This window comes from Pseudonocardia asaccharolytica DSM 44247 = NBRC 16224 (assembly GCF_000423625.1).
GTDB classification, from domain to species: domain Bacteria; phylum Actinomycetota; class Actinomycetes; order Mycobacteriales; family Pseudonocardiaceae; genus Pseudonocardia; species Pseudonocardia asaccharolytica.
Map to the genome: position 1 here is coordinate 20,246 of NZ_KE384067.1, position 20,214 is coordinate 40,459.

17 protein-coding genes are annotated in these 20,214 nt (G+C 70.9%); 14 read left to right on the forward strand and 3 right to left on the reverse strand.

The annotated features are described in order from the left end of the window. Nucleotides 1-27: 27 nt before the first annotated feature. The 8 genes from G567_RS0125745 to G567_RS0125780 all read left to right on the forward strand — a co-directional run bounded on the left by G567_RS0125745 (nucleotide 28) and on the right by G567_RS0125780 (nucleotide 9,093). Nucleotides 28-1,854, forward strand: coding sequence for a phosphoenolpyruvate carboxykinase (GTP) (locus tag G567_RS0125745; protein WP_028932160.1), 1,827 nt, complete (start codon nucleotides 28-30; stop codon nucleotides 1,852-1,854). Nucleotides 1,855-1,960: 106 nt separating this feature from the next. Next, nucleotides 1,961-3,853 (forward strand): hypothetical protein, encoded by a 1,893-nt coding sequence (locus G567_RS0125750; protein WP_028932161.1) that lies wholly within the window; start codon nucleotides 1,961-1,963, stop codon nucleotides 3,851-3,853. A 47-nt stretch (nucleotides 3,854-3,900) separates the two neighbouring features. Further along, complete coding sequence (locus tag G567_RS0125755) at nucleotides 3,901-4,482, forward strand: peroxidase-related enzyme (protein WP_028932162.1); 582 nt, start codon at nucleotides 3,901-3,903, stop codon at nucleotides 4,480-4,482. Between the two features lie 89 nt (nucleotides 4,483-4,571). Beyond that, nucleotides 4,572-4,790 (forward strand): antitoxin, encoded by a 219-nt coding sequence (locus tag G567_RS0125760; protein WP_028932163.1) that lies wholly within the window; start codon nucleotides 4,572-4,574, stop codon nucleotides 4,788-4,790. 198 nt (nucleotides 4,791-4,988) lie between these two features. Further along, the gene (locus G567_RS0125765; protein WP_051233571.1) at nucleotides 4,989-6,176 is read left to right on the forward strand and encodes a thiamine pyrophosphate-dependent dehydrogenase E1 component subunit alpha; all 1,188 of its coding nucleotides are present in this window, start codon (nucleotides 4,989-4,991) and stop codon (nucleotides 6,174-6,176) included. A 1-nt stretch (nucleotide 6,177) separates the two neighbouring features. Then, a complete protein-coding gene (locus tag G567_RS0125770; RefSeq protein ID WP_028932165.1) occupies nucleotides 6,178-7,152 on the forward strand; it encodes an alpha-ketoacid dehydrogenase subunit beta in 975 nt (324 codons plus the stop codon). Further along, entirely contained in the window at nucleotides 7,152-8,546 is a 1,395-nt protein-coding gene (locus G567_RS0125775) for a dihydrolipoamide acetyltransferase family protein (RefSeq protein WP_028932166.1), read from the forward strand. Before G567_RS0125770 ends, G567_RS0125775 begins: the two co-directional genes overlap by 1 nt. 43 nt (nucleotides 8,547-8,589) lie before the next feature. Continuing rightward, nucleotides 8,590-9,093: an FxsA family protein gene (locus G567_RS0125780; RefSeq protein WP_028932167.1), complete on the forward strand. Its 504-nt coding sequence runs from the start codon at nucleotides 8,590-8,592 to the stop codon at nucleotides 9,091-9,093. 6 nt (nucleotides 9,094-9,099) lie between these two features. Here G567_RS0125780 and G567_RS0125785 read toward each other — a convergent pair whose 3' ends face one another. Beyond that, nucleotides 9,100-9,711, reverse strand: a complete 612-nt coding sequence (locus tag G567_RS0125785; protein ID WP_037058260.1) for an SIMPL domain-containing protein — start codon at nucleotides 9,709-9,711, stop codon at nucleotides 9,100-9,102. Nucleotides 9,712-9,920: 209 nt separating this feature from the next. On the opposite strand from G567_RS0125785, the gene G567_RS0125790 reads away from it, so the two are divergent. Beyond that, nucleotides 9,921-11,111 carry an ATP-binding protein gene (locus G567_RS0125790; protein WP_028932169.1) on the forward strand — a complete coding sequence of 397 codons (1,191 nt, stop codon included), beginning with the start codon at nucleotides 9,921-9,923 and terminating at the stop codon, nucleotides 11,109-11,111. A gap of 45 nt (nucleotides 11,112-11,156) precedes the next feature. Here G567_RS0125790 and G567_RS0125795 read toward each other — a convergent pair whose 3' ends face one another. Next, nucleotides 11,157-12,023 carry an alpha/beta fold hydrolase gene (locus G567_RS0125795; protein ID WP_028932170.1) on the reverse strand — a complete coding sequence of 289 codons (867 nt, stop codon included), beginning with the start codon at nucleotides 12,021-12,023 and terminating at the stop codon, nucleotides 11,157-11,159. A 299-nt stretch (nucleotides 12,024-12,322) separates the two neighbouring features. Here G567_RS0125795 and G567_RS0125800 point away from each other — a divergent pair, with 299 nt between their 5' ends. From G567_RS0125800 to G567_RS0125810, 3 genes are all read left to right on the forward strand, one after another. Then, entirely contained in the window at nucleotides 12,323-12,643 is a 321-nt protein-coding gene (locus G567_RS0125800) for a GroES family chaperonin (protein WP_028932171.1), read from the forward strand. A 145-nt stretch (nucleotides 12,644-12,788) separates the two neighbouring features. Next, complete coding sequence (locus G567_RS0125805) at nucleotides 12,789-15,194, forward strand: VanW family protein (RefSeq protein ID WP_245585804.1); 2,406 nt, start codon at nucleotides 12,789-12,791, stop codon at nucleotides 15,192-15,194. A gap of 102 nt (nucleotides 15,195-15,296) precedes the next feature. Continuing rightward, complete coding sequence (locus G567_RS0125810; protein WP_028932173.1) at nucleotides 15,297-15,722, forward strand: CBS domain-containing protein; 426 nt, start codon at nucleotides 15,297-15,299, stop codon at nucleotides 15,720-15,722. Between the two features lie 58 nt (nucleotides 15,723-15,780). Here the strand turns inward: G567_RS0125810 and G567_RS0125815 are convergent, their stop codons facing one another. Continuing rightward, nucleotides 15,781-17,613, reverse strand: a complete 1,833-nt coding sequence (locus G567_RS0125815; protein ID WP_028932174.1) for an acyl-CoA dehydrogenase — start codon at nucleotides 17,611-17,613, stop codon at nucleotides 15,781-15,783. Nucleotides 17,614-17,824: 211 nt separating this feature from the next. On the opposite strand from G567_RS0125815, the gene G567_RS31615 reads away from it, so the two are divergent. Continuing rightward, nucleotides 17,825-18,889 carry a peptidoglycan recognition protein family protein gene (locus G567_RS31615; RefSeq protein WP_051233572.1) on the forward strand — a complete coding sequence of 355 codons (1,065 nt, stop codon included), beginning with the start codon at nucleotides 17,825-17,827 and terminating at the stop codon, nucleotides 18,887-18,889. Between the two features lie 25 nt (nucleotides 18,890-18,914). After that, nucleotides 18,915-20,108 (forward strand): methyltransferase domain-containing protein, encoded by a 1,194-nt coding sequence (locus G567_RS0125825; protein ID WP_028932175.1) that lies wholly within the window; start codon nucleotides 18,915-18,917, stop codon nucleotides 20,106-20,108. Nucleotides 20,109-20,214 lie beyond the last annotated feature (106 nt).

Sequence of the window (20,214 nt, forward strand, 5' to 3'; positions counted from 1 at the left end):
GCCCGCCAGGTAGGAGACAGGACAGAGATGACTGCAGCGACCGTGCCAGGGATCGACAACGCCCCTACATCGAACGCTCGCCTACTGTCCTGGGTGCGCGAGGTTGCGGAGCTGACCACGCCAGACCGGATCGAGTGGTGTGAGGGGTCGGACGCCGAGTGGGAGCGCATGACGTCCCGGCTGGTCGAGGCGGGGACGTTCGTGAAGCTCGACGAGGCGAAGAAACCGAACTCCTTCTGGGCCGTCTCGGATCCCGAGGACGTGGCCCGGGTGGAGGAACGCACCTTCATCTGCTCCGCCGAGGAGGCCGACGCCGGGCCCACCAACAACTGGATGGACCCGGCGGAGATGAAGGCCATCCTGAAGGACCTCTACCGGGGCTGCATGCGCGGCCGCACGATGTATGTCATCCCGTTCTGCATGGGTCCGCTCGACGCGGAGGACCCGAAGCTGGGCGTGGAGATCACCGACTCCGAGTACGTGGTCTGCTCGATGCGGATCATGACCCGGATGGGGGCCTCGGTGCTGCCCCTGCTCGACGGCCCCACCGGGGAGGACTTCGTCCCCGCGCTGCATTCGGTCGGCGCCCCGCTGGAGCCGGGCCAGGACGACGTGCCGTGGCCGTGCAACGAGACCAAGTACATCACGCACTTCCCGGAGACCCGCGAGATCTGGAGCTACGGGTCCGGGTACGGCGGCAACGCATTGTTGGGCAAGAAGTGCTACGCGCTGCGCATCGCGTCGGTCATGGCGCGCGACGAGGGCTGGCTCGCGGAGCACATGTTGATCCTCAAGCTGATCAGCCCCGAGGACAAGGTCTACTACGTCGCGGCCGCGTTCCCGAGCGCCTGCGGCAAGACCAACCTCGCGATGCTGCAGCCCACGGTTCCCGGCTGGCGGGCCGAGACCATCGGCGACGACATCGCGTGGATGCGGTTCGGCGAGGACGGCAGGCTCTACGCGGTCAACCCCGAGTACGGCTTCTTCGGGGTCGCCCCCGGCACGAACTGGAAGACGAACCCCAACGCGATGCGCACCATCGAGCAGGGGAACTCGCTGTTCACCAACGTCGCGCTGACCGACGACCGCGACGTCTGGTGGGAGGGACTCGAGGGCGAGCCGCAGCACCTCACGTCCTGGAAGAACGAGGACTGGACCCCCGACTCCGACCAGCCTGCCGCGCACCCGAACTCGCGCTACTGCACGCCGATCAGCCAGTGCCCGGTCGTGGCGCCGGAGTGGAACGATCCGAAGGGCGTCCCGATCTCGGCGATCCTGTTCGGCGGCCGGCGCAAGGAGACCGTCCCGCTGGTCACCGAGGCCCGCGACTGGCAGCACGGCACGTTCATGGGCGCGACGATGTCCAGCGAGAAGACCGCGGCCGCCGCCGGCGGTCTCGGGCAGGTCCGCCGCGACCCGATGGCGATGCTGCCGTTCCTCGGCTACAACGTCGGCGACTACTTCCAGCACTGGGTGAACATCGGCAAGAGCGCCGACGGCGGAAAGCTGCCGAAGATCTTCTATGTGAACTGGTTCCGCCGCGGCGCCGATGGCCGGTTCCTGTGGCCCGGGTTCGGTGAGAACAGCCGCGTTCTCAAGTGGACCATCGAGCGCATGGAGGGTTCGGCGGCCGCGACGGAGACCGCGATCGGCTTCGTCCCGACCGTCGACGCACTCGACCTGGACGGTCTGGACACTCCGCGCGAGGACATCGAGGCGGCCATGGCGGTCGACGTCGAGGAGTGGAAGGCCGAGATCCCACTGATCGAGGAGTGGTTCGAGAAGGTCGGCGCGAAGCTGCCCAGCTCGATGCGGGACGAGCTGGAGGCGCTCAAGCTCCGCCTCGGTATGTAGCCGCGTGCGTGCGTAACATCGTTCCGGCGGTGTTACGCACGCACGGGCCGGCGCGATACATCGTGTGACCACCGCTTCTCGCGGTGGCCAGGCGGAGGTGACCGAAATGGTGCGTGTCGGACCGGCGAGCGTGATCGACGACGCTCATCTGATCGCATTCGTCGAGAAACTCGCCGAATCCGGCGACGCCACGGTCACCAAAGCCGCTTGCGCGCAGATTCGCCAGGCCATCGAGTCCGGGGCCACGCCTGCCGGGCTGCGCAGGCTCGCCGAGGAGATCGCCGACTCCGTCGGGGACGCCTCCCCCCGGGCGCGTCCCCACACCGCCGCGGACGCCTCGCTCGCCGCGGCGGTGCAGGCCAACACCCTGGTCGTGCTCGACGGGTTCGCGCCGCACGGGGTTGCCGCCGCCGTGGCCGATCTGCTCGCCGACGGTTGCCGCGTCGTCGTCACGGCAACCGACCCGGACGAGCTCGTCGCGTTGCGCGCGGCGTTGCCCGTCGAGGTCAGGGATCGCTGCCTCGACGACCTGCCCGCACTGTCCCCCGCCGAGCAGCGGGAGCTGCGCAGGCTGCTCGCCACCGCCACCGCCTCCCGGCAGGCCCGGCGCGGCGAGGAACTGCCCGCCCCGGCGCGGCTGCCCGGTCTCGACGAGATCGCCGAGCTGTGCCGGCGCGCCGAGCGCGGCCGCACCGGCACCGCGATCGACCTTCTCCCCGGGCTGCTCGCCGGCCTCGAACCCGATCGCCGGGCCGCGGTCACCGAGGTCGCCCGTGCCGCCGTCCGGGCGTTGCGTGCGCTGGGCCCGCGCACCGAGCAGGCCTGGACCTGGAGATTGTTGTCCGACCTCGTCCACAGCAGGCACCGGCCCATGTTCGAGCGACTGGTCGAGGACGTCGCACAGGCCGTCGCGGCCGAGCGCGCCGGCACCGGACCACCGATCACCGTCATCGGCCCGCTGCCCGCGGATTCGGCCGCGCTGCTGCGCCGATACCTGGCGTTCCTGCTGGCCGGCGGCCGTCCCCGGACGTATTTCCGGTCCCCGGAGCAGCGCGACGTCCAGCCCGTGCTGCGGCAGTTCCTGGTCGACGACGTCGTACCGGAGACCGTGGAGCAGGTACGACGCGCGCTGGAGCATGTCGAGCTGGCCGAGCGCCTCAGGATGATCGACGCGAGTTGTCGTGAGGTCGGTATTCCGGTGCCGCGCAACCCCGACGAACTGGCCGAGCTGGCCGAGGGGCTGACCAGGGTCGCTGCCGCCGCACGCTCGGTGGGTGCGCTGCGCCACGACGTGCTGTTCATCCATCCGAACTCGCCGATCCCGGTCCCCGATGTCATCGTGGCCGAGCAGATCGCCGCCGACGTCGTCGACTACGCCGAGCACGGATTCCCCGAGCAGGCCGCCAGGCAGCTCGACCGCTACGCCGACCAGCTGACCGGGCTGGCGCCGGCCCCCGCCATCGCGGCCGAGCACACGCAGGCGGTGGAGGCACTGCGGGCGCGGGATGCGGCGGGTTACGGCGCTGCCCTGGATGCGCTGGCCGCCGCCCGCCGCGAGCAACGCGACGAGCAGCGCTGCACCGAGCTGCTCGGCAGGCTGCGCGTCGCCACGCCGAAGCTGGCCGACCTGTGGGAGTCCGGCAGCCGGTCGGGCCGCGGCGGCTTCGGCCTCGTGTCGTTCGTCGCGGCGGATCGGCTGCTGGAGAGGCTCCCGGAACCGGATGCGGCCGATGTTGTCATCCTGCTCGGCGCCGCCGAACACGGCGTCGACCGGCTGCTGCTGACCGCGGTCGCGCCCCGGCTGGTGGCGGCCGTCGGGCCGGGGGCCCGTTCATCCCGCGGTCCGAGTCTGCTGAGCGTGCTGTACCGGGCGAATGCACTGGTGGTTCCCGCCGATGAGAGCGACCTGTCCACCACCGGCCAGGTCCTGCGACTGCCCACGGGCGGCGACTCGCGGCCCCGCAAAGGCGACCGGCGGGTGAGGCGAGAGGGCGCCTGAGAGCCAGGTCCGGAGGAGATCGCCGCAACCGGCTACCGTCGACAGCCATGAGCGATGAGCATCCGGTCAGCCGCTTCGGCATCGTCGAACTCGAGGACCTGCCCGAGGATCTGCGCGAGCGACTCGAACCCATCGCGCAGAAGTCCGGCTTCGTCCCGAACATCTTCCGCGCGCTGGGCCGCCGCCCCGCCGAACTGCGTGCCTTCCTCGACTACCACGACGCGCTGATGGAGTCGTCCGAGGGCCTGAGCAAGGCCGAGCGCGAGCTCGTGGTCGTCGCGACGTCGGGGGCCAACCACTGCACCTACTGCATCGTCGCGCACGGCGCGATCCTGCGGGTGCGCGCGAAGGATCCGGAGATCGCCGACCGGGTCGCGGCCAACCCCTATGCCGTCGAGCTGAGCCAGCGCGAGCGCGCGATCGTGGACCTCGCGCTGCTGATCTCGACCGACTCCGCGGCACTCACCGAGGCCGAACTCGACAACGCGCGCGCCGCGGGGCTGACCGACGAGGAGATCTGGGACATCGGCTCGATCACCGCGCTGTTCGCCATGTCCAATCGGCTGGCGCATCTCATGGCGTTGCGCCCCAACTCGGAGTTCTACCTCTTGGGCCGGCAGCCCCGGTGACGGACTCGCCCCGGGGAGCTCGGGCGGGAACCGGACGTGCGGTCTGCTCGTTCGGTGATCGAGACGTAATGGACACAAGGAGGACACCGATGTCGCTGCTCAGAAGGATCACCGTGCTGGCGAGCGCAGCCGAGGCCGCCCGCCGGTACGCCCGTCGGAACCCCGACAAGGCCGCCCGGTTCGTCGACCAGGCGGCGGAGTTCGTGGACAAGCAGACCAAGGGCAAGTACTCGGGTCAGATCGGCGGGGCAGCGAGCAAGGTCAAGGGCGTGGCCGGGGTCCAGCGGCGGCCCGGGCCGCACCACTGAGCTTCGACGAAGGTCGGACGTCCGACCTTCAGAACACCGTGGTGATCAGTGCGGTCTGCCCGCGGGCTAATGTCGTGCCAGGATCGTGGTCAGGAACACAATCGAGTGCCGGGTCACCTCCGCCGCGACCCTGGTGAGGCGACCCGGTCGGCCCGAGCCGCCAACAGCGGTCCGGGTCGTGAGCACGAGGAGGCAACCGTGTCGCAACCCCAGGCCTGGGTACCCGTCGATCCCCGGTCCCGCCCAAGCCGCGAGCAGGTGCTCGCCGGACTGCGCGGGACCGATGCGGGCGGGCCCGAGCTCGTCCAGTTGCTCACCCCGGAGGGGCAGCGAGTATCCGATCCGCGGTTCGACGGCTTCGTCGACGACGTCGACGCGACCGCCCTGAAGTCGCTCTACCGGGACATGGTCCTGGTCCGCCGGTTCGACCGGGAGGCCAATGCCCTGCAGCGCCAGGGCCAGCTCGGCATCTGGGTCCCGCTGCTGGGCCAGGAGGCCGCGCAGATCGGTGCGGGCCGGGCGATGCGCCTCGGGGACATGGCCTTCCCCAGCTACCGTGAGCACGGAATCGCCTGGTGCCGCGGTATCGACCCGACCGAGCTGCTCGGCATCTTCCGCGGCACCGACCACGGCAGCTGGGACCCGCTGACCACCGGTTTCAACCTCTACACGATCGTCATCGGCAACCAGTGCCTCAACGCCGCCGGCTACGCGATGGGCCAGCGCTTCGAGGGCAAGGTCGGGGACTCCGAGTCGGCCGAGGCGACGATCTGTTTCTTCGGCGACGGCGCCACCTCCCAGGGCGACGTCCACGAGGGCTTCGTATGGGCGGCGGCCTACGACGCGCCGGTCGTCTTCTACTGTCAGAACAACCAGTGGGCGATCTCGGTCCCCCTGGAGCGCCAGACCCGGGTTCCGCTCTACGAGCGCGCCCGCGGCTACGGCTTCCCCGGTATCCGGGTGGACGGCAACGACGTGCTCGCCTGTCTCGCGGTCAGCCGCTGGGCGCTGGAGGAGTGCCGCACGGGCAACGGCCCGGTGCTCGTCGAGGCCTACACCTACCGGATGGACGCCCACACGACCTCCGACGACCCGACCCGCTACCGGCTCGCCGACGAGCTGGAGCTGTGGAAGCTCAAGGACCCGATCGAGCGGGTGCGGGTGAACCTCGTCCGGGAGCACCACGTCGGGGGCGAGTTCTTCGACGAGGTGACCGCCGAGGGCGACGAGCTCGCCGCGCGGCTGCGCGAGTTCTGCCTCGCGATGCCCGAACCCGCACCTGATCGGATCTTCTCCGAGGTCTACGCCGAACCCTCGCCCCTGCTGGAGGCACAGCGGGAGGAGTTCCTGGCCCACCACACGTCCTTCCAGACCGAGGAGGCGTGAGATGGTCAACCTGACGCTGGCGAGGGCGCTCACCGACGGCCTGCGCGCCGCGATGGAACGCGACCCCAAGGTTCTCGTCATGGGCGAGGACGTCGGCAAGCTGGGCGGCGTCTTCCGGGTCACCGACGGGCTGCAGAAGGACTTCGGCGAGCAGCGCGTGCTCGACACCCCGCTGTCGGAGTCCGGGATCATCGGCACCGCGGTCGGTCTCGCGATCCGCGGGTTCCGTCCGGTGTGCGAGATCCAGTTCGACGGCTTCGTCTTCCCCGGCTTCGATCAGATCGTCTCCCAGCTGGCCAAGATGCGGTTCCGGTCGCAGGGCAAGGTCCCGATGCCGGTCGTCGTGCGCATCCCGTTCGGCGGCGGGATCGGCGCGGTCGAGCACCACAGCGAGTCGCCGGAGTCGCTGTTCGCGCACGTCGCGGGCTTGAAGGTGGTCGCGTGCTCGAATCCGTCCGACGCCTTCTGGATGATCCAGCAGGCGATCGCCTGCGACGACCCGGTGCTCTTCTTCGAGCCGAAGCGGCGGTACTGGGAGAAGGGTGAGGTCGACCCGGACGCGACGCCGCCCCCGCTGTTCTCCTCGAAGGTGCTGCGGGCAGGAACGTCCGTGACCATCGCCTGCTACGGGCCGCTCGTGCGCACCTGCCTGGACGCCGCCACCGCGGCGCAGGCCGACGGGCTCGACCTCGAGGTGATCGACCTGCGGACGCTGTCCCCGCTCGACCTGGGTCCGGTGTTCGAGTCGGTGCGCTGCACCGGGCGGCTCGTGGTCGTCTCCGAGGCCCCGTCCGAGGCATCCGTGACGGCGGAGGTCGCGGCCCGGGTGCAGCAGGAGTGCTTCTACTCGCTGGAGGCGCCGGTACTGCGGGTGACCGGGTTCGACACGCCGTACCCGCCGTCGAAGTGCGAGGACGACTACCTGCCCGACCTCGACCGGGTGCTCGACGGTGTGGACCGGGCGCTGGCATGGTGATGCGCATGCGGCGCGAGTTCCGGATGCCGGACGTCGGCGAGGGGCTGACCGAGGCCGAGGTGATCGCCTGGCGGGTGGCGCCTGGGGATGAGGTCGCTGTCAACCAGGTCCTCGTCGAGATCGAGACGGCGAAGGCCGCCGTCGAGCTGCCCTCCCCGTTCGCCGGGACCGTCGGCGAGCTGCTCGCCCAGCCGGGGCAGACCGTCGAGGTCGGCACCCCGATCATCACGATCGAGGCCGCCGAGACGGCTGCGACCTCCGGGGAGGCTGCGCCCGCCGGCGGTCCGGTCATCGGCGAGGCCGGGGCGGGTGGGCGGATCGCCACCCTGGTCGGCTACGGGCCCCGGCAGGGCACGGTGGCGCGCCGCCCCCGCCGCCCGGCTCCCGGCCGCGCGCGGCACGCGGACGCCGCGCCGAGCCCGGAAACCGCGCCGAGCCCGGACGCCGGGCAGCCGGTGGCCCCTCCGGTCCAAGATCGCCGTTCGGGAGCCGCCGACCGCGAAATCCGCGGCTCCGGCCGCCCAACCGGCGATCATGGCGAGGCCGTTCCCCTGGCCAAGCCGCCGGTCCGCAAGCTCGCCCGCGACCTCGGCGTCGACCTGCGCTCCGTGCCCGGCAGCGGAGCCGGCGGGATCGTCACCCGCGAGGACGTCGAGGCGGCCGCGACCCACGAGCCCGCCCCGGCCGCCGGGACAGGAGGGGTGCGGCGCGAGCCGATCCGCGGGGTTCGCAGGGCGACCGCGGCGGCGATGGTGTCGAGCGCCTTCACCGCACCGCACGTCACCGAGTTCCTCGCCGTCGACGTCACCGCGACGATGGCGCTGCGCGACCGGCTGCGCGGGTCCCGGCAGTTCAGCGGCGTGAAGCTCACCCCGCTGGCGTTCGTGGCCAAGGCGGTGTGCCTGGCAGCGCGACGCACCCCCCAGGTCAACGCGCACTGGGACGACGCGGCGGGCGAGATCGTCTACTACGACCGGATGCAGCTCGGCATCGCGGCGGCCACCCCGCGGGGGCTGATCGTTCCCAAGATCCGCGACGCGGACACGCTCGACCTGCATGGGCTGGCGACCGCGCTCGCCGAGCTGACCGAGACCGCCAGGGCCGGGACGACGCCGCCCGCCGACCTGGTGGGCGGCACGTTCACGATCACCAACGTGGGCGTGTTCGGGGTCGACACCGGGACGCCGATCATCAATCCCGGTGAGGCCGCGATCCTCGCCGTCGGAGCGATCAAACCGACACCCTGGGTGGTCGACGGTGAACTCGCGGTGCGGACGGTCTGCCAGCTCGCGCTGTCCTTCGACCACCGGCTGGTCGACGGCGAGCAGGGTTCGCGGTTCCTGGCTGATGTGGGTGCTCTGCTGGAGGATCCGGGGGTCGCGCTGACCTGGTGATCGGGCCCGGGATCACCAACGGCGGTTCGCTCGTTGTACGGGTATGCCGTTCGTGCTGCTGTACCTCGTTGTCGAGATCGTCGCGCTCGTTGCGCTCGGTTCCTGGATCGGCGCGGGCTGGACGCTGTTGGTGCTGCTCGTGGGTTCCGTGCTGGGGCTCTGGCTCGCCCGGCGCCAGGGTGTCCGGGCCGTGCGGGCGTTGCAGGAGGCGATGCTGCATCGGCGAGTGGCGCACGCGGAGCTCACCGACGGCATGCTGGTCGCGATCGGTGGCCTGCTCCTGTTCGTGCCCGGGCTGGTGACCGACCTGGCCGGGCTGCTGCTGGTGCTGCCGCCCACCCGGGCGCTGGTCCGGCGGCGGTTGGTGCGGGCCGCGGAGCGGCGCAATCCCGAGCTGAAGGCCGCGCGGATCCGGTCGGATTCAACGGTCGTCGACGGCGAGGTGGTGGACGAGCAGGCGACCGGGGCGGCCGGGTCCGCGCCGCCGCCCGTGATCGAGGGCGAGATCGTCGATCCGGCCGACCGGTCGCCATGCGGGGGTTCCTGACCCGGTTCAGCCCAGCGCCCAGGTCGCCGTGCAGCGTGCGGTGACGCGCACCGGCTCGGGTTCGAGCCCGAGCTCCTGCACATCGACGGCCGCCTCGGCGTGCGCCATCCGAAAGGCCACCGGCGCACCGTGGTCGGGTGCCTCCACGAGCCGGCGCAACGTGCCGAGCGTGCCGCCCAGCGCCGCCGCGTAGCCCTCGGCGCGGCGCCGGGCGTCGGCCACCGCGTTGTGCTGCGCGGTCCGCAGCGCCGCCGACGGGTCGTCGAGGGTCCAGTGCGGACCGTTCAGCGCGGTGGGCTCCGCGGCGATCAGCGCGTTCAGGACGTCCTCGAGCGCCGGCACGTCGGTGACGAGCAGCGCGACATCCTCCCCGGCGCGGCAACCCGCGGACCGCCTCCCGCGCCACTCGGTCCGCACCCACAGCCGGCGGCTGCGGACCTTCACCCCGGGTCGCGACAGCGCCGGTTCGGCCGCGGCCATCGCCCGCCCGAGGTCGCGTACGGCGCTCGTCCGGTTCCGTCCGGTCGCCGAGAAGCTGACGTCGATCTCGGCGCGGTCGGCGAGCTGTTCGTGCCAGCCGGTTCCCTCGGTCACGATCTCGGATCCGTCGACGCTCATCGCTCCAGAGAACCAGATCGGGGCGAATGTCGGTGTCTAGCAGATATGCTAGGCCGCCGTAGAAAGTGCGATCAGGACGCCGGATCGCCTCGTCTATCGATCCCTATGTCCAGTACCGGACGGCGATAGACCGGCCGACCGACGACACGGCATCGAGGTTGATGGCGAAATCTAGGACTTGGTCAAGACGGCCGGATACCGTTCGATCCATGGACCCGGTGCGCAACCCCTTCGCTCCCGGTGCCGGTCAGCGGCCCCCCGAGCTGGCCGGGCGGGACAGGGAGGTGAACGCGTTCGAGATCGTGCTCGAGCGCGTCGCGCGCGGACGCCCCGAGCGCAGCCTGGTGCTCACCGGGCTCCGTGGTGTCGGGAAGACGGTGCTGCTGGGCGAGCTGCGATCGATGGCGCTGCACCGCGGCTGGGGGGCCGGCAAGATCGAGGCCCGGCCCGAGGCCGACCTGCGCCGCCCGCTGTCCGCCGCGCTGCACCGCGCCATCCGCGACCTCGCCGTGCGGCACCGCGCCCCCGACCGGGTCGACGACGTGCTCGGCGTGCTGAAGGCCTTCGCGCTGCGCTCGGCCCCCGACGGGGCGAAGCTGCGGGACCGCTGGCAGCCCGGCATCGATGTCCCGGTCAAGAACGGGCGGGCCGACTCCGGCGATATCGAGATCGATCTCGTCGAGCTGTTCACCGACGTCGCCGAGCTCGCGGCCGACGTCGGCACCGGGGTCGCGCTGCTCATCGACGAGATGCAGGACCTGCGTCCCGACGACATCTCGGCGCTGTGCGCGGCATGCCACGAGCTGTCGCAGTCACGCGCGCCGCTCGTGGTCGTCGGGGCCGGGCTGCCGCATCTGCCCGCGGTGCTCTCGGCGTCGAAGTCGTATTCGGAACGGTTGTTCACCTACGCCCGCATCGGCCAGCTCAACCGGCCCGACGCCGACGTCGCCCTGCTCGCCCCGGCCCGGCGGGAGGACGCCGGGTTCGAGGACGAGGCGCTCGAGGCGCTGTACGAGCGCTCGGGCGGCTACCCCTACTTCGTCCAGGCCTACGGCAAGGCCGCCTGGGACGCGGCCCCGGTCAATCCGATCACCGCTACCGATGTTGCGTTGGCGGCGCCCGAGGCCGAGGCCGAGCTCGCCGTCGGGTTCTTCGGATCGCGGTTCGAGCGGGCCACGCCCGCCGAGCGGGAGTACCTGCGGGCCATGGCCGAACTGACCGACGGCCGCGACGAGCCGGTCGTCACCTCCGGGATCGCCGAGCACCTCTCGCGCCGGGCCTCATCGCTCTCACCCGCGCGGGACAGCCTGTTGAAAAAGGGTCTCGTGTTCTCCGCGCAGCGCGGCCAGATCGCCTTCACCGTCCCGCATTTCGGCCGCTACCTGCTCACGCACGCGTGATGCGGGCGATGGCCTCGACAACGTCGGCGGCGGTCGGGATACGGGTCATCGGGCCGCCCCGTCCAGGTGCTCGGTGACCGCGGCAAGCACCTCATCGGGCCGTTCCTCGACGAGAAAGTGCCCAGCGTCGATGCTCCGACCGATGGCTCGTGGGAAGTGAGCTCGCCATGCGTCGAGAGGATCGCACTGCGCTCCGACAACCCCCCGTGTTCCCCAGAGAATGAGCGCGGGGACGTCGATGGTCCGCCCCCGGTCCGCCTCGTCGTGCTCGCGGTCGGGTCCGGCGGCGGCCGTGTAGTCAAGGCACCAGGCCTTGACCACCTCCGGGTTCCGGGCAGCCTCCTCGTAGGCGGCCAGCGCCTCGGGGGCGAAGACGTCCAGTGGACCGCCGAGGCCGCCGAGCGCGGCGTGCAGAAACAGGACGGGGTCGTGGCAGATCATCCGTCGAGGCATGTCGCCCGGCTGGGCGAGAAACAGCCAGTGGTAGTAGCGCAGGGCGAGCCAGCTGTCCATGAGCCGCCACACGTCGAGGGTCGGCAGGATGTCGAGCAGCGCCACCGACGCCACGCGTCGGGGATGGTCGAGAGCCATCCGATGAGCTGTGCGGGCGCCTCGGTCGTGGGCGACGACGTCGAAGGTGGCGAAGCCCAGCCGGTCCATCACCCGCACTTGATCATTGGCCATGGTGCGGAAGGTGAAGTCCTCGTTGTGCGCCTTCGAGTCGCCGTATCCACGTAGATCGGTCGCCACCACCGTGTGGGTTCTGGCGAGCTGTGCCGCGACGGGATGCCACATGGCGTGCGTCTGCGGGTAGCCGTGGAGGAGCAGCAACGGCGTGCCGTCCCCGCCGACCCTGGCGCGGATGACCGCCCCCTCGACCTCCACGTCATGCGGGTGGAATCCGGCAAACATGCGTGTCCAACCCCTTGCCTCGCGCATCCTCGTTGACAGGATGCGCGATCAGCGGTTGCGTCGACCAGCCCGTGATCGCTGGGCACACTCCTGTTGCTCCGAAAGAGTGAAATCCCAAAGGATGGCGCTGTAACGTAACGTGCCCGCCTCTGCGGCCGACTAGCTGATAGCCCCGCGGCGCTGTCGGACCCCCGACCTGGCAGCTTCGCGGGGCATTCCATGTGCCGAGGCTCCGCGCCGGGTCAGCCGGGTGGCGGGCGGCGCACGAAGCCTCGTCGTCGGCCCGTAGCATCAGCCCGGTGCCGGACCCACGCCTCGAGATCCAGATGCTGCACGACCGCGTGATGGTCCGCACCGTCGAGGGCACCGGCGAGCGGCGGAGCAGCGCGGGGATCGTGATCCCTGCAACCGCACAGGTTGCCAAGCGTCTGATATGGGGAGAGGTCTTCGGGGTCGGTCACCACGTGCGCACCGTGAAGGTGGGCGATCGGGTGCTGCTGAGTCCGGACGACCAGTACGAGGTCGAGGTGCAGGGGGTCGGCTACCTGGTCATGCGGGAGCGGGACCTGCACGCGGTCGCTGCGGAGCGCACCGAGCACGGAACCGGCCTGTATCTCTGACGGTTCGGCTCGGCCCGGCCGAGTGTGCGGTGAAGAGGGGAAAACGGAGTTCATGCCCGAGCGCCATGCCTCGCCCGGCGAGGTGACGCAGCGCCCGACATCGGCAGCCGAGACCGAGGGGGGTCCGCAGCCTGATTCGGCCGACGTGACGACCGACGTCACGGCGCCTGCCGGCAGCGCCCCCGGCAAGGAGGCTGTCCAGGAAACCCGGCAGGCGGCGGCCGAGCCCGGCGGGACCGATCCGGGCAAGGCATCCGCGGCCCCGGCGGAACCGGCGGCGTCCGAGGCGGTGGCCACCGAATCCGCGGACCCCGGCGCCCCGGCGCCCGCCGGCAACCGGCCCACCGCCGATGCTGCGAACGGCGACGGCTCCGAGGAGCGCGCCACGGTCGGCGAGGCCGCCGAGGATCGCGGTGCCGCCGCCGATTCCGGCTCGGCCGCGGACGCTGCCGCGGGTCCGTGCCTCGACGGCGACGCATCCGAAGCGACACCGTCTGATGCTTCCGCACCGGCGGCGGCCCCACCGGCACCGGCCGGATCCGCCGCTTCAGCCGCGGCCGCACCGGCCGCACCGCAGGGATCAGCCACTCCCGCCGCGCGCGCGCCCGACGAGCAGCCCACCCAGACCTTCGCCGCCGTCGGCTCGCAGGCCGGCCGTACCCCGGGAGCTCCGGCACGGCCGGGCGCGGCTCCGGTGGGCGGGCCGTGGGACGTCGCGGCGACGCAGGTGATCCCGGTCAGCGCGGCAACCGGCCCGGCGCGGACCGAGCAGCCGACCGACCGGATCGTCGCCCGCGCCGCGGGCGGCGTCGAACAGCCGACCGAGCGGATCCAGATGCCACCGACCGGCCGCCCCCCGGCCGGTGCCGCCGGACGTCCACGGCGGCGGAAGCGGCTGCTGATCGGTGCCGCGGTCGTCGGCCTGCTCGCCGTGCTGTACACCGCCGACGTGCTGCTCAGCCTCGGCAGCGTGCCGCGCGGGGTCAAGGTGGCCGGACTGGAGGTCGGCGGCCTGAGCCGGGCCGATGCCGAGCAGCAGTTGCGCGCGGCGATCGGGCCCCGGACCACGCAGCCCGTCACGGTCACCGCGGGCGAGGTCCAGAGCGAGATCGATCCGCGCACCGCGGGTCTGAAGGTCGACTGGACCGCCACATTGGATCAGGCCGGGTCGCAGCCCCTCAACCCGATCACGCGGATCACCTCGTTCTTCACCACCCGCGAGGTCGGCGTCGTCAATACGGCGGACGAGCGGTCGGTGACCACCGCGATGGAGCAACTCGCACCGCTGGTGGACACGCCGCCGACGGAAGGCAACGTGCGCTTCGAGGGCACCACGCCGATTCCGGTGGAACCCGTCGACGGCCGCAAGCTCGACGTGGCCGCCGCGGTCAAAGTGCTCGAGCGCGACTGGGCGAGCGGCCGTCCGGTCGATCTGCCGCTGATCCCGTTGCCCGCGGCCACCACCGTCGATGACGTGCAGCAGGCCATCGACACCGTCGCCGTACCCGCCGTGTCCGCTCCTGTGACCATCACCGGTGAGGGTGCGCAGGCCACCCTGACGCCGACGGCCATCGCGTCGGCGCTCAGCTTCCGCGCCGACCCCGAGGGCTCTCCCAAACTGGTGCCGGAGATCAACATTGAGACCGTGACCGACGCGGTGAAACCGCAGCTCGCGAGCACCGAGAAGCCGGGCAGGGACGCCTCGATCGACTTCTCCTCGGGATCACCCGTCGTCGTCCCGTCGCAGGACGGCCGTGGCGTCGACTACGACGCCACGTTCAAGGACCTACTCACCGTGCTGACCAGCAAGAACAGTCCCCGTCAGGTCACCGCGGTCTACGCCGACCAGCCGGCCAAGCTCACCACCGACGAGCTCAACAAGCTGGGCATCGTCGGCGAGATCAGTTCGTTCACGACCGGCGGGTTCGCGGCCGACTCCGGGCGCAACATCCGCCGGGCTGCCGAGCAGATCAACGGCACGATCGTGAAACCGGGCGAGACCCTCAGCCTCAATGCCGTCACCAATCCCCGCAACCGGGCCAACGGCTATGTCGAGGCCGGGATCATCGAGGACGGGCACCCGGCGCGCGGCGTCGGTGGCGGTGTCTCGCAGGTGGCCACCACGCTCTACAACGCGGCGTACTTCGCCGGGATGGTGGATGTCGCGCACAAGGAGCACAGCTACTACATCAGCCGCTACCCGGTGGCGCGCGAGGCGACGGTCTTCGACAACGTCATCGACCTGAAGTTCCGCAACGACGGTCCGACCGGCGTGCTGATCCAGACGATCTGGACCCCGCGCAACCTCACCGTCAAGATGTTCGGAACCAAGCGCTACGAGGTCACCTCGACCACCGGGCCGCGGACGAACCAGACGCCGCCCAGTACGGTGACGATCCCTGCGGGCAAGCCGTGCAGCCCGAGCCAGGGTGCGCCCGGCTTCACCGCGACCGACACCCGCACCCTGCGCAACCTGCAGACCGGCGCGACCCGCAGCGAGACGCGCACGGTCAAGTACAACCCGTCGCCGATCGTCGTGTGCGGAGGCTGAGACTGCTGTCCGATTCGTCCGGTCGTGGCTAGGGTCTTCCGAGATCTAGCTCACAGTTCGTATCCTCGACCTCACGACATGAATCGAGGATCGGGGGGTCGGATGCGAATCGCGGACGTCCTGCGGACCAAGGGCGATACGGTGACGACGGTCCGGCCGTCGGCGACGGTCGGTGATGTCATCGCTCGGCTCGCCGAGACCAACTACGGTGCGCTACCGGTGGTGGACAACGGACAGCTGGTCGGAATCGTCTCCGAACGCGACGTGGTGCGCCGGCTCTACCAGCACGGCCCCGCTCTGCTGGAGCTGTCCGTCACGAAGATCATGACCGTGAACGTGGTGACCTGCTCGCCCACCGACAGCGCCGTGGACCTGGCGCGGATCATGACCGAGCGCCGGATCCGCCATCTACCCGTCGTCGTCGACGACCAGCTGCGCGGCATCGTCAGCATCGGCGACCTGGTCAAGGCTCGCATCGACTCGCTCGAGGAGGAACGCGAGCAGCTGCACTCCTATATTGCGGGCTGACGCCCGCCGGTGAGTGCGTAACAGTGTTCTAACACTGTTACGCACTCACCGGGCGGGTTTAGAAGGCGCTTTCCGACAGCTCCATCAGCGCGTTGTCGGTGTTCTCGACGATCGCGCGCTGCGCGGAGAGTTGCGGCAGCACCGTCTTGGCGAAGAATCGGGCGGCGCCGAGCTTGCCCTCGTAGAACGCCTTGTCCCGTTCCGACAGCTGATCGCCGAGCGCGGTGAGCGCGACGTCGGCCTGGCGCAGCAGCAGCCAGCCGATCAGCAGGTCACCGACGGCCATCAGCAGCCGGACGGTGTGCTGGCCGACCTTGTACAGGTTCGACGGATCCTGCGCCGACGCCATCAGACAGCCGGTCAACGCACCGAGCATGGCCTGCACGTCGGCGAGCGCCGCGGAGAGTAACGCTCGCTCCTCCTTGAGCCTGCCGTCGCCGGTCTCGGCCTCGATGAATCCCTGGATCTCGCCCGCCACGTGCGCCAGGGCCTGGCCGTTGTCCCGGACGATCTTGCGGAACAGGAAGTCCAGCGACTGGATCGCCGTGGTGCCCTCGTAGAGCGAGTCGATCTTCGAGTCGCGGATGTACTGCTCGATGGGGTAGTCCTGCAGGTAGCCGGAACCGCCGAGGGTCTGCAGCGACAGCAGCAGCATCTCGGTCGCGCGCTCCGAGCCCACGCCCTTGACGATCGGCAGCAGCAGATCGTTGACCTTCTCGGCGAGCGCGGTGTCACCGCCGAGTCGGATCTGGTCCTGGAAGGTCGCGGCGTAGGTGTACACGGCGCGCAGCCCCTCGGCGTAGGCCTTCTGCAGCATGAGGATGCGCCGGACGTCCGGGTGGTGCATGATCGTCACCCGCGGCGCGGTCTTGTCGAGCATCCTGGTCAGGTCGGCGCCCTGCACGCGCTCCTTGGCGTACTCCAGCGCGGCGAGGTAGCCGGCCGAGAGTGTGCCGATGGCCTTCGTGCCGACCATCATCCGCGCGTACTCGATGACCTGGAACATCTGCGCGATGCCGTCGTGCACCTCGCCGAGCAACCAGCCCACCGCGGGCACCCCGCGCTGGCCGAAGGTCAGCTCGCAGGTCGTGGAGGCTTTGAGGCCCATCTTGTGCTCGACGTTGGTGACGAAGACGCCGTTGCGCTCGCCCGGCTCGCCGGTCTCGGGGTCGAAGTGGAACTTCGGTACGAGGAACAGCGAAAGGCCCTTGGTGCCGGGCTTCGGCTCGATCCCCGGTCCCTCGGGGCGGGCCAGCACCAGGTGCAGGATGTTCTCGGTCATGTCCTGCTCGGCCGAGGTGATGAAGCGCTTCACCCCGTCGAGGTGCCAGCTGCCGTCGGCCTGCCGGACCGCCTTGGCGCGCCCCGCGCCGACGTCGGAACCGGCGTCGGGCTCGGTGAGGACCATGGTGGCCCCCCAGCCGCGCTCGATCATGATCTGGGCCCATCGCTTCTGCTGCTCGGTGCCGTTGCGGTGGACGACGGCGGCGAAGCTCGGTCCGGCCATGTACATGAAGATCGCCGGGTTCGAACCGAGGATCAGCTCGGCCGCCGCCCACTGCACCGACGGCGGGATGCCGTAGCCGCCGAGCTCGCTGGGCAGGCCGAGCCGCCACCACTCGCCGTCCCAGAGCAGCCGGTAGGCGTCCTTCACCGACTGCGGCAGCGTGACCGAATGGGTCGCCGGGTCGAAGACGGGCGGGTTGCGGTCGCCGTCGGCGAAGGATTCGGCGAGCGGCCCGGTCGCGACGGTGTTGAGTTCGGTGAGCACGCCGCGCACGGTGTCGACGTCGACCCCTTCGAACGGACCCGACCCCAGCCGGTCCTGCACCCGGAACACTTCGAACAGGTTGAACTCGAGGTCGCGCAGGTTGCTCCTGAAGTGGCCCACCACCGTCACCGCCATTCCCGCTCGTCCGGCCGACCGTCTCGGACAACAGCCTACTCACCGGTAACTTACTTGGAGTATATTACTCGTCAGTAACTACGGCAAGCCGGCGTGCGGCGAGGTCCTGCCCCCCTTTTCGGATTCCTCGGTTGTGTACGAGCCGCATGTGGTGAATGGTGCTGATGAGACCGTTCGGACACACACGGGGGGAACCGTGGCTCGACGTGGTGTTTCGCGGCGGGGCTTCCTGATCGGCGGCCTGACGCTGGCCGGAACCGGGCTCGCCGGCAGCACGATCGGGAGCGGTACGGCGTGGGCGCTGAGCGATCGGCCGATCATCGACTGCGCGGGTTGGGGTGCCCGCCCGAACAGCGCCATCGTGCCGATCTGGAACCAGCGGCCGGTGAAGATCCTGGTGCACCACACCGCCACCCCGAACGTCGCCGACCAGAGTCGACGCGCCGCCGACTCGCTGGCGCGGGCTATCCAGAACTTCCACATGGACGTCCGCGGCTGGCTGGACACCGGGCAGCACTTCACGATCAGCCGCGGCGGTTTCGTGCTGGAGGGGCGCCATCGCAGCCTCGAGGTCCTGCGGATCGGGCAGCGCCAGGTCGAGGGCGCCCACTGCACCGGACAGAACGTCGTCGCCGTCGGCATCGAGAACGAGGGCACCTACCTCGACGTGGACCCGCCCGGCGCGCTCTGGGACAGCCTGCGCGCGCTGTGCGTCCACCTCTGCTCCCAGTACGGCATCCCACCGACCGAGATCTACGGCCACCGCGACTTCAAGAACACCGCCTGCCCCGGTGACCGGCTCTACGGCATGCTGCCGCGGCTGCGCACCGAGGTCGCCGGCGGGCTGGGGCAGCGGCTGGAGGGTGGCGCCGCCCACAAGGAGTCGTGGCCCCTGCTGCGCCCCGGGGACCGCGGGCCACAGGTGCAGGCCGCCCAGTACCTGCTGCGCGCCGCCGGGATGCGCGACGTGGTGCCCAGCGGACGCTACGACCGGCTGACCGCCGCCGCCGTGCTCCGCTTCCAGGAGCTGACCGATGCCGAGAACGTCGGGATGATCGGCGGCGAGACCTGGCCGGTACTGGCCCGTCCGGTGCGCCGCGACGAGGGCGGCGACGCCGAGCGCGCCGTCGCGGTACTGGCGGCGCGGCGCGGGACCGAGAGCGTCCCGGACGTCGTGACACCGCGGGTGTGGCAGCGCCTGCTCGGCACCGGCGGCGCACCGGCCGAGACCTCCACCGATCCGCAGGGCCCGCCGCGCTGATCCGGGCCGCGTTCTAGGGTGAACCGTGCTGACCCGCTGCCCGGCGTGCGACGCCGTTTCCCCGGACCCCTTCTTCTCCCTCCCCGGTCTGCCCGTGCACGGCACCGCGGTGCTGCCCGACCCGCAGGAGGCGCGGGCGGTCCCGGTCGGGGACCAGGTGCTCGTGCTGTGCGAACGGTGCGGGCTGGTGTTCAACCGGTCCTTCGAGGAGCGCCTGCTCGACTACACCGGCCACCACGAGGAGTCCCAGCACCACTCCCCCCGGTTCGCCGCCTATGCCGAGGAGATCACCAAGGACTGGCTGACCCGGTTCGACCTGACCGGACGCGACCTCGTCGAGATCGGCTGCGGGGCCGGCGACTTCGCCGCGGCGCTGCTCGCCGCCGGAGCCGGACGGGTCACCGGCATCGACCCGCATTTCACCCCGGGACGGGTACCTGCGGAGCTGGCCGGACGGCTGCGGGCGGTGCCGGAGGTCTTCGCCGCTCCCATGATCGAAACGGGCACGGCCGCGGTGGTCTGCCGGCATACGCTCGAGCACATTCCGGCGCTGGCCACCTTCGGCACCGAGGTGGTGGCCGGGATGCGCCACGGTGGTGCCCCGCTGCTGCTCGCGGAGGTGCCCGACCTCGGCCGCATCCTCGACGAGGGCGCCTTCTGGGACCTGCAGTACGAGCACTGCTCCTACTTCACCCCGGCCACGTTCGGCGGGTTCCTCAGCGGCCTCGGCTTCGACGATCCCGCGGTGCGGACCACCTACTCCGACCAGTACATCGTGGCCGAGGCCCGGCTGGGGACGCGCCCGGCGGAACCGAGGGTGCTGCCGGACGAGCAGCTGGGGGCGCTGCGGGCGGCCTGCCACAACTTCGCTGACCGGGTCGGGCAGCAGGTCGGCCGCTGGCGGGCCTGGCTCGCCGAGCGCGCCGCCGCGGGTGACCCCGTCGTGGTCTGGGGCGGGGGGGCGAAGGGGCTCACGTTCCTGAACGTGGTCGTCGGGCGGGCGGGCGGGCGGGATCTTGCGGTGCGGGCCGTCGTCGATATCAACCCGGGGCTGCAGGGTCACTACATGGGTGGGCTCGGGTTGCCCATCTGCAGCCCGGACGACCTCGCGCGGCGGCGGCCGCGCACGGTGCTGCTGATGAATCCGGTCTACCTCGGCGAGGTGCGCGACATGCTCGACGCCCGCGGGCTCACCGCGACCGAACTGCTCGCCGTCTGAGCGGTTGACCACGCGGCCGCCCGAAAAGCCCTTCACGGGACGGGAGTGTGCGGCGGACCGGTGATCCTCGAACAGGCGGACCCGATACGCTCGCCCCGCCCATCCC

Coding starts and splice junctions, on each gene's coding strand:
- G567_RS0125745 (WP_028932160.1), top strand. CDS start 28: ATGACTGCAGCGACCGTGCCAGGGATCGACAACGCCCCTACATCGAAC.
- G567_RS0125775 (WP_028932166.1), top strand. CDS start 7,152: ATGCGCATGCGGCGCGAGTTCCGGATGCCGGACGTCGGCGAGGGGCTG.
- G567_RS0125785 (WP_037058260.1), bottom strand. CDS start 9,711: ATGAGCGTCGACGGATCCGAGATCGTGACCGAGGGAACCGGCTGGCAC.
- G567_RS0125750 (WP_028932161.1), top strand. CDS start 1,961: ATGGTGCGTGTCGGACCGGCGAGCGTGATCGACGACGCTCATCTGATC.
- G567_RS0125780 (WP_028932167.1), top strand. CDS start 8,590: ATGCCGTTCGTGCTGCTGTACCTCGTTGTCGAGATCGTCGCGCTCGTT.
- G567_RS0125795 (WP_028932170.1), bottom strand. CDS start 12,023: ATGTTTGCCGGATTCCACCCGCATGACGTGGAGGTCGAGGGGGCGGTC.
- G567_RS0125760 (WP_028932163.1), top strand. CDS start 4,572: ATGTCGCTGCTCAGAAGGATCACCGTGCTGGCGAGCGCAGCCGAGGCC.
- G567_RS0125770 (WP_028932165.1), top strand. CDS start 6,178: ATGGTCAACCTGACGCTGGCGAGGGCGCTCACCGACGGCCTGCGCGCC.
- G567_RS0125790 (WP_028932169.1), top strand. CDS start 9,921: ATGGACCCGGTGCGCAACCCCTTCGCTCCCGGTGCCGGTCAGCGGCCC.
- G567_RS0125810 (WP_028932173.1), top strand. CDS start 15,297: ATGCGAATCGCGGACGTCCTGCGGACCAAGGGCGATACGGTGACGACG.
- G567_RS0125755 (WP_028932162.1), top strand. CDS start 3,901: ATGAGCGATGAGCATCCGGTCAGCCGCTTCGGCATCGTCGAACTCGAG.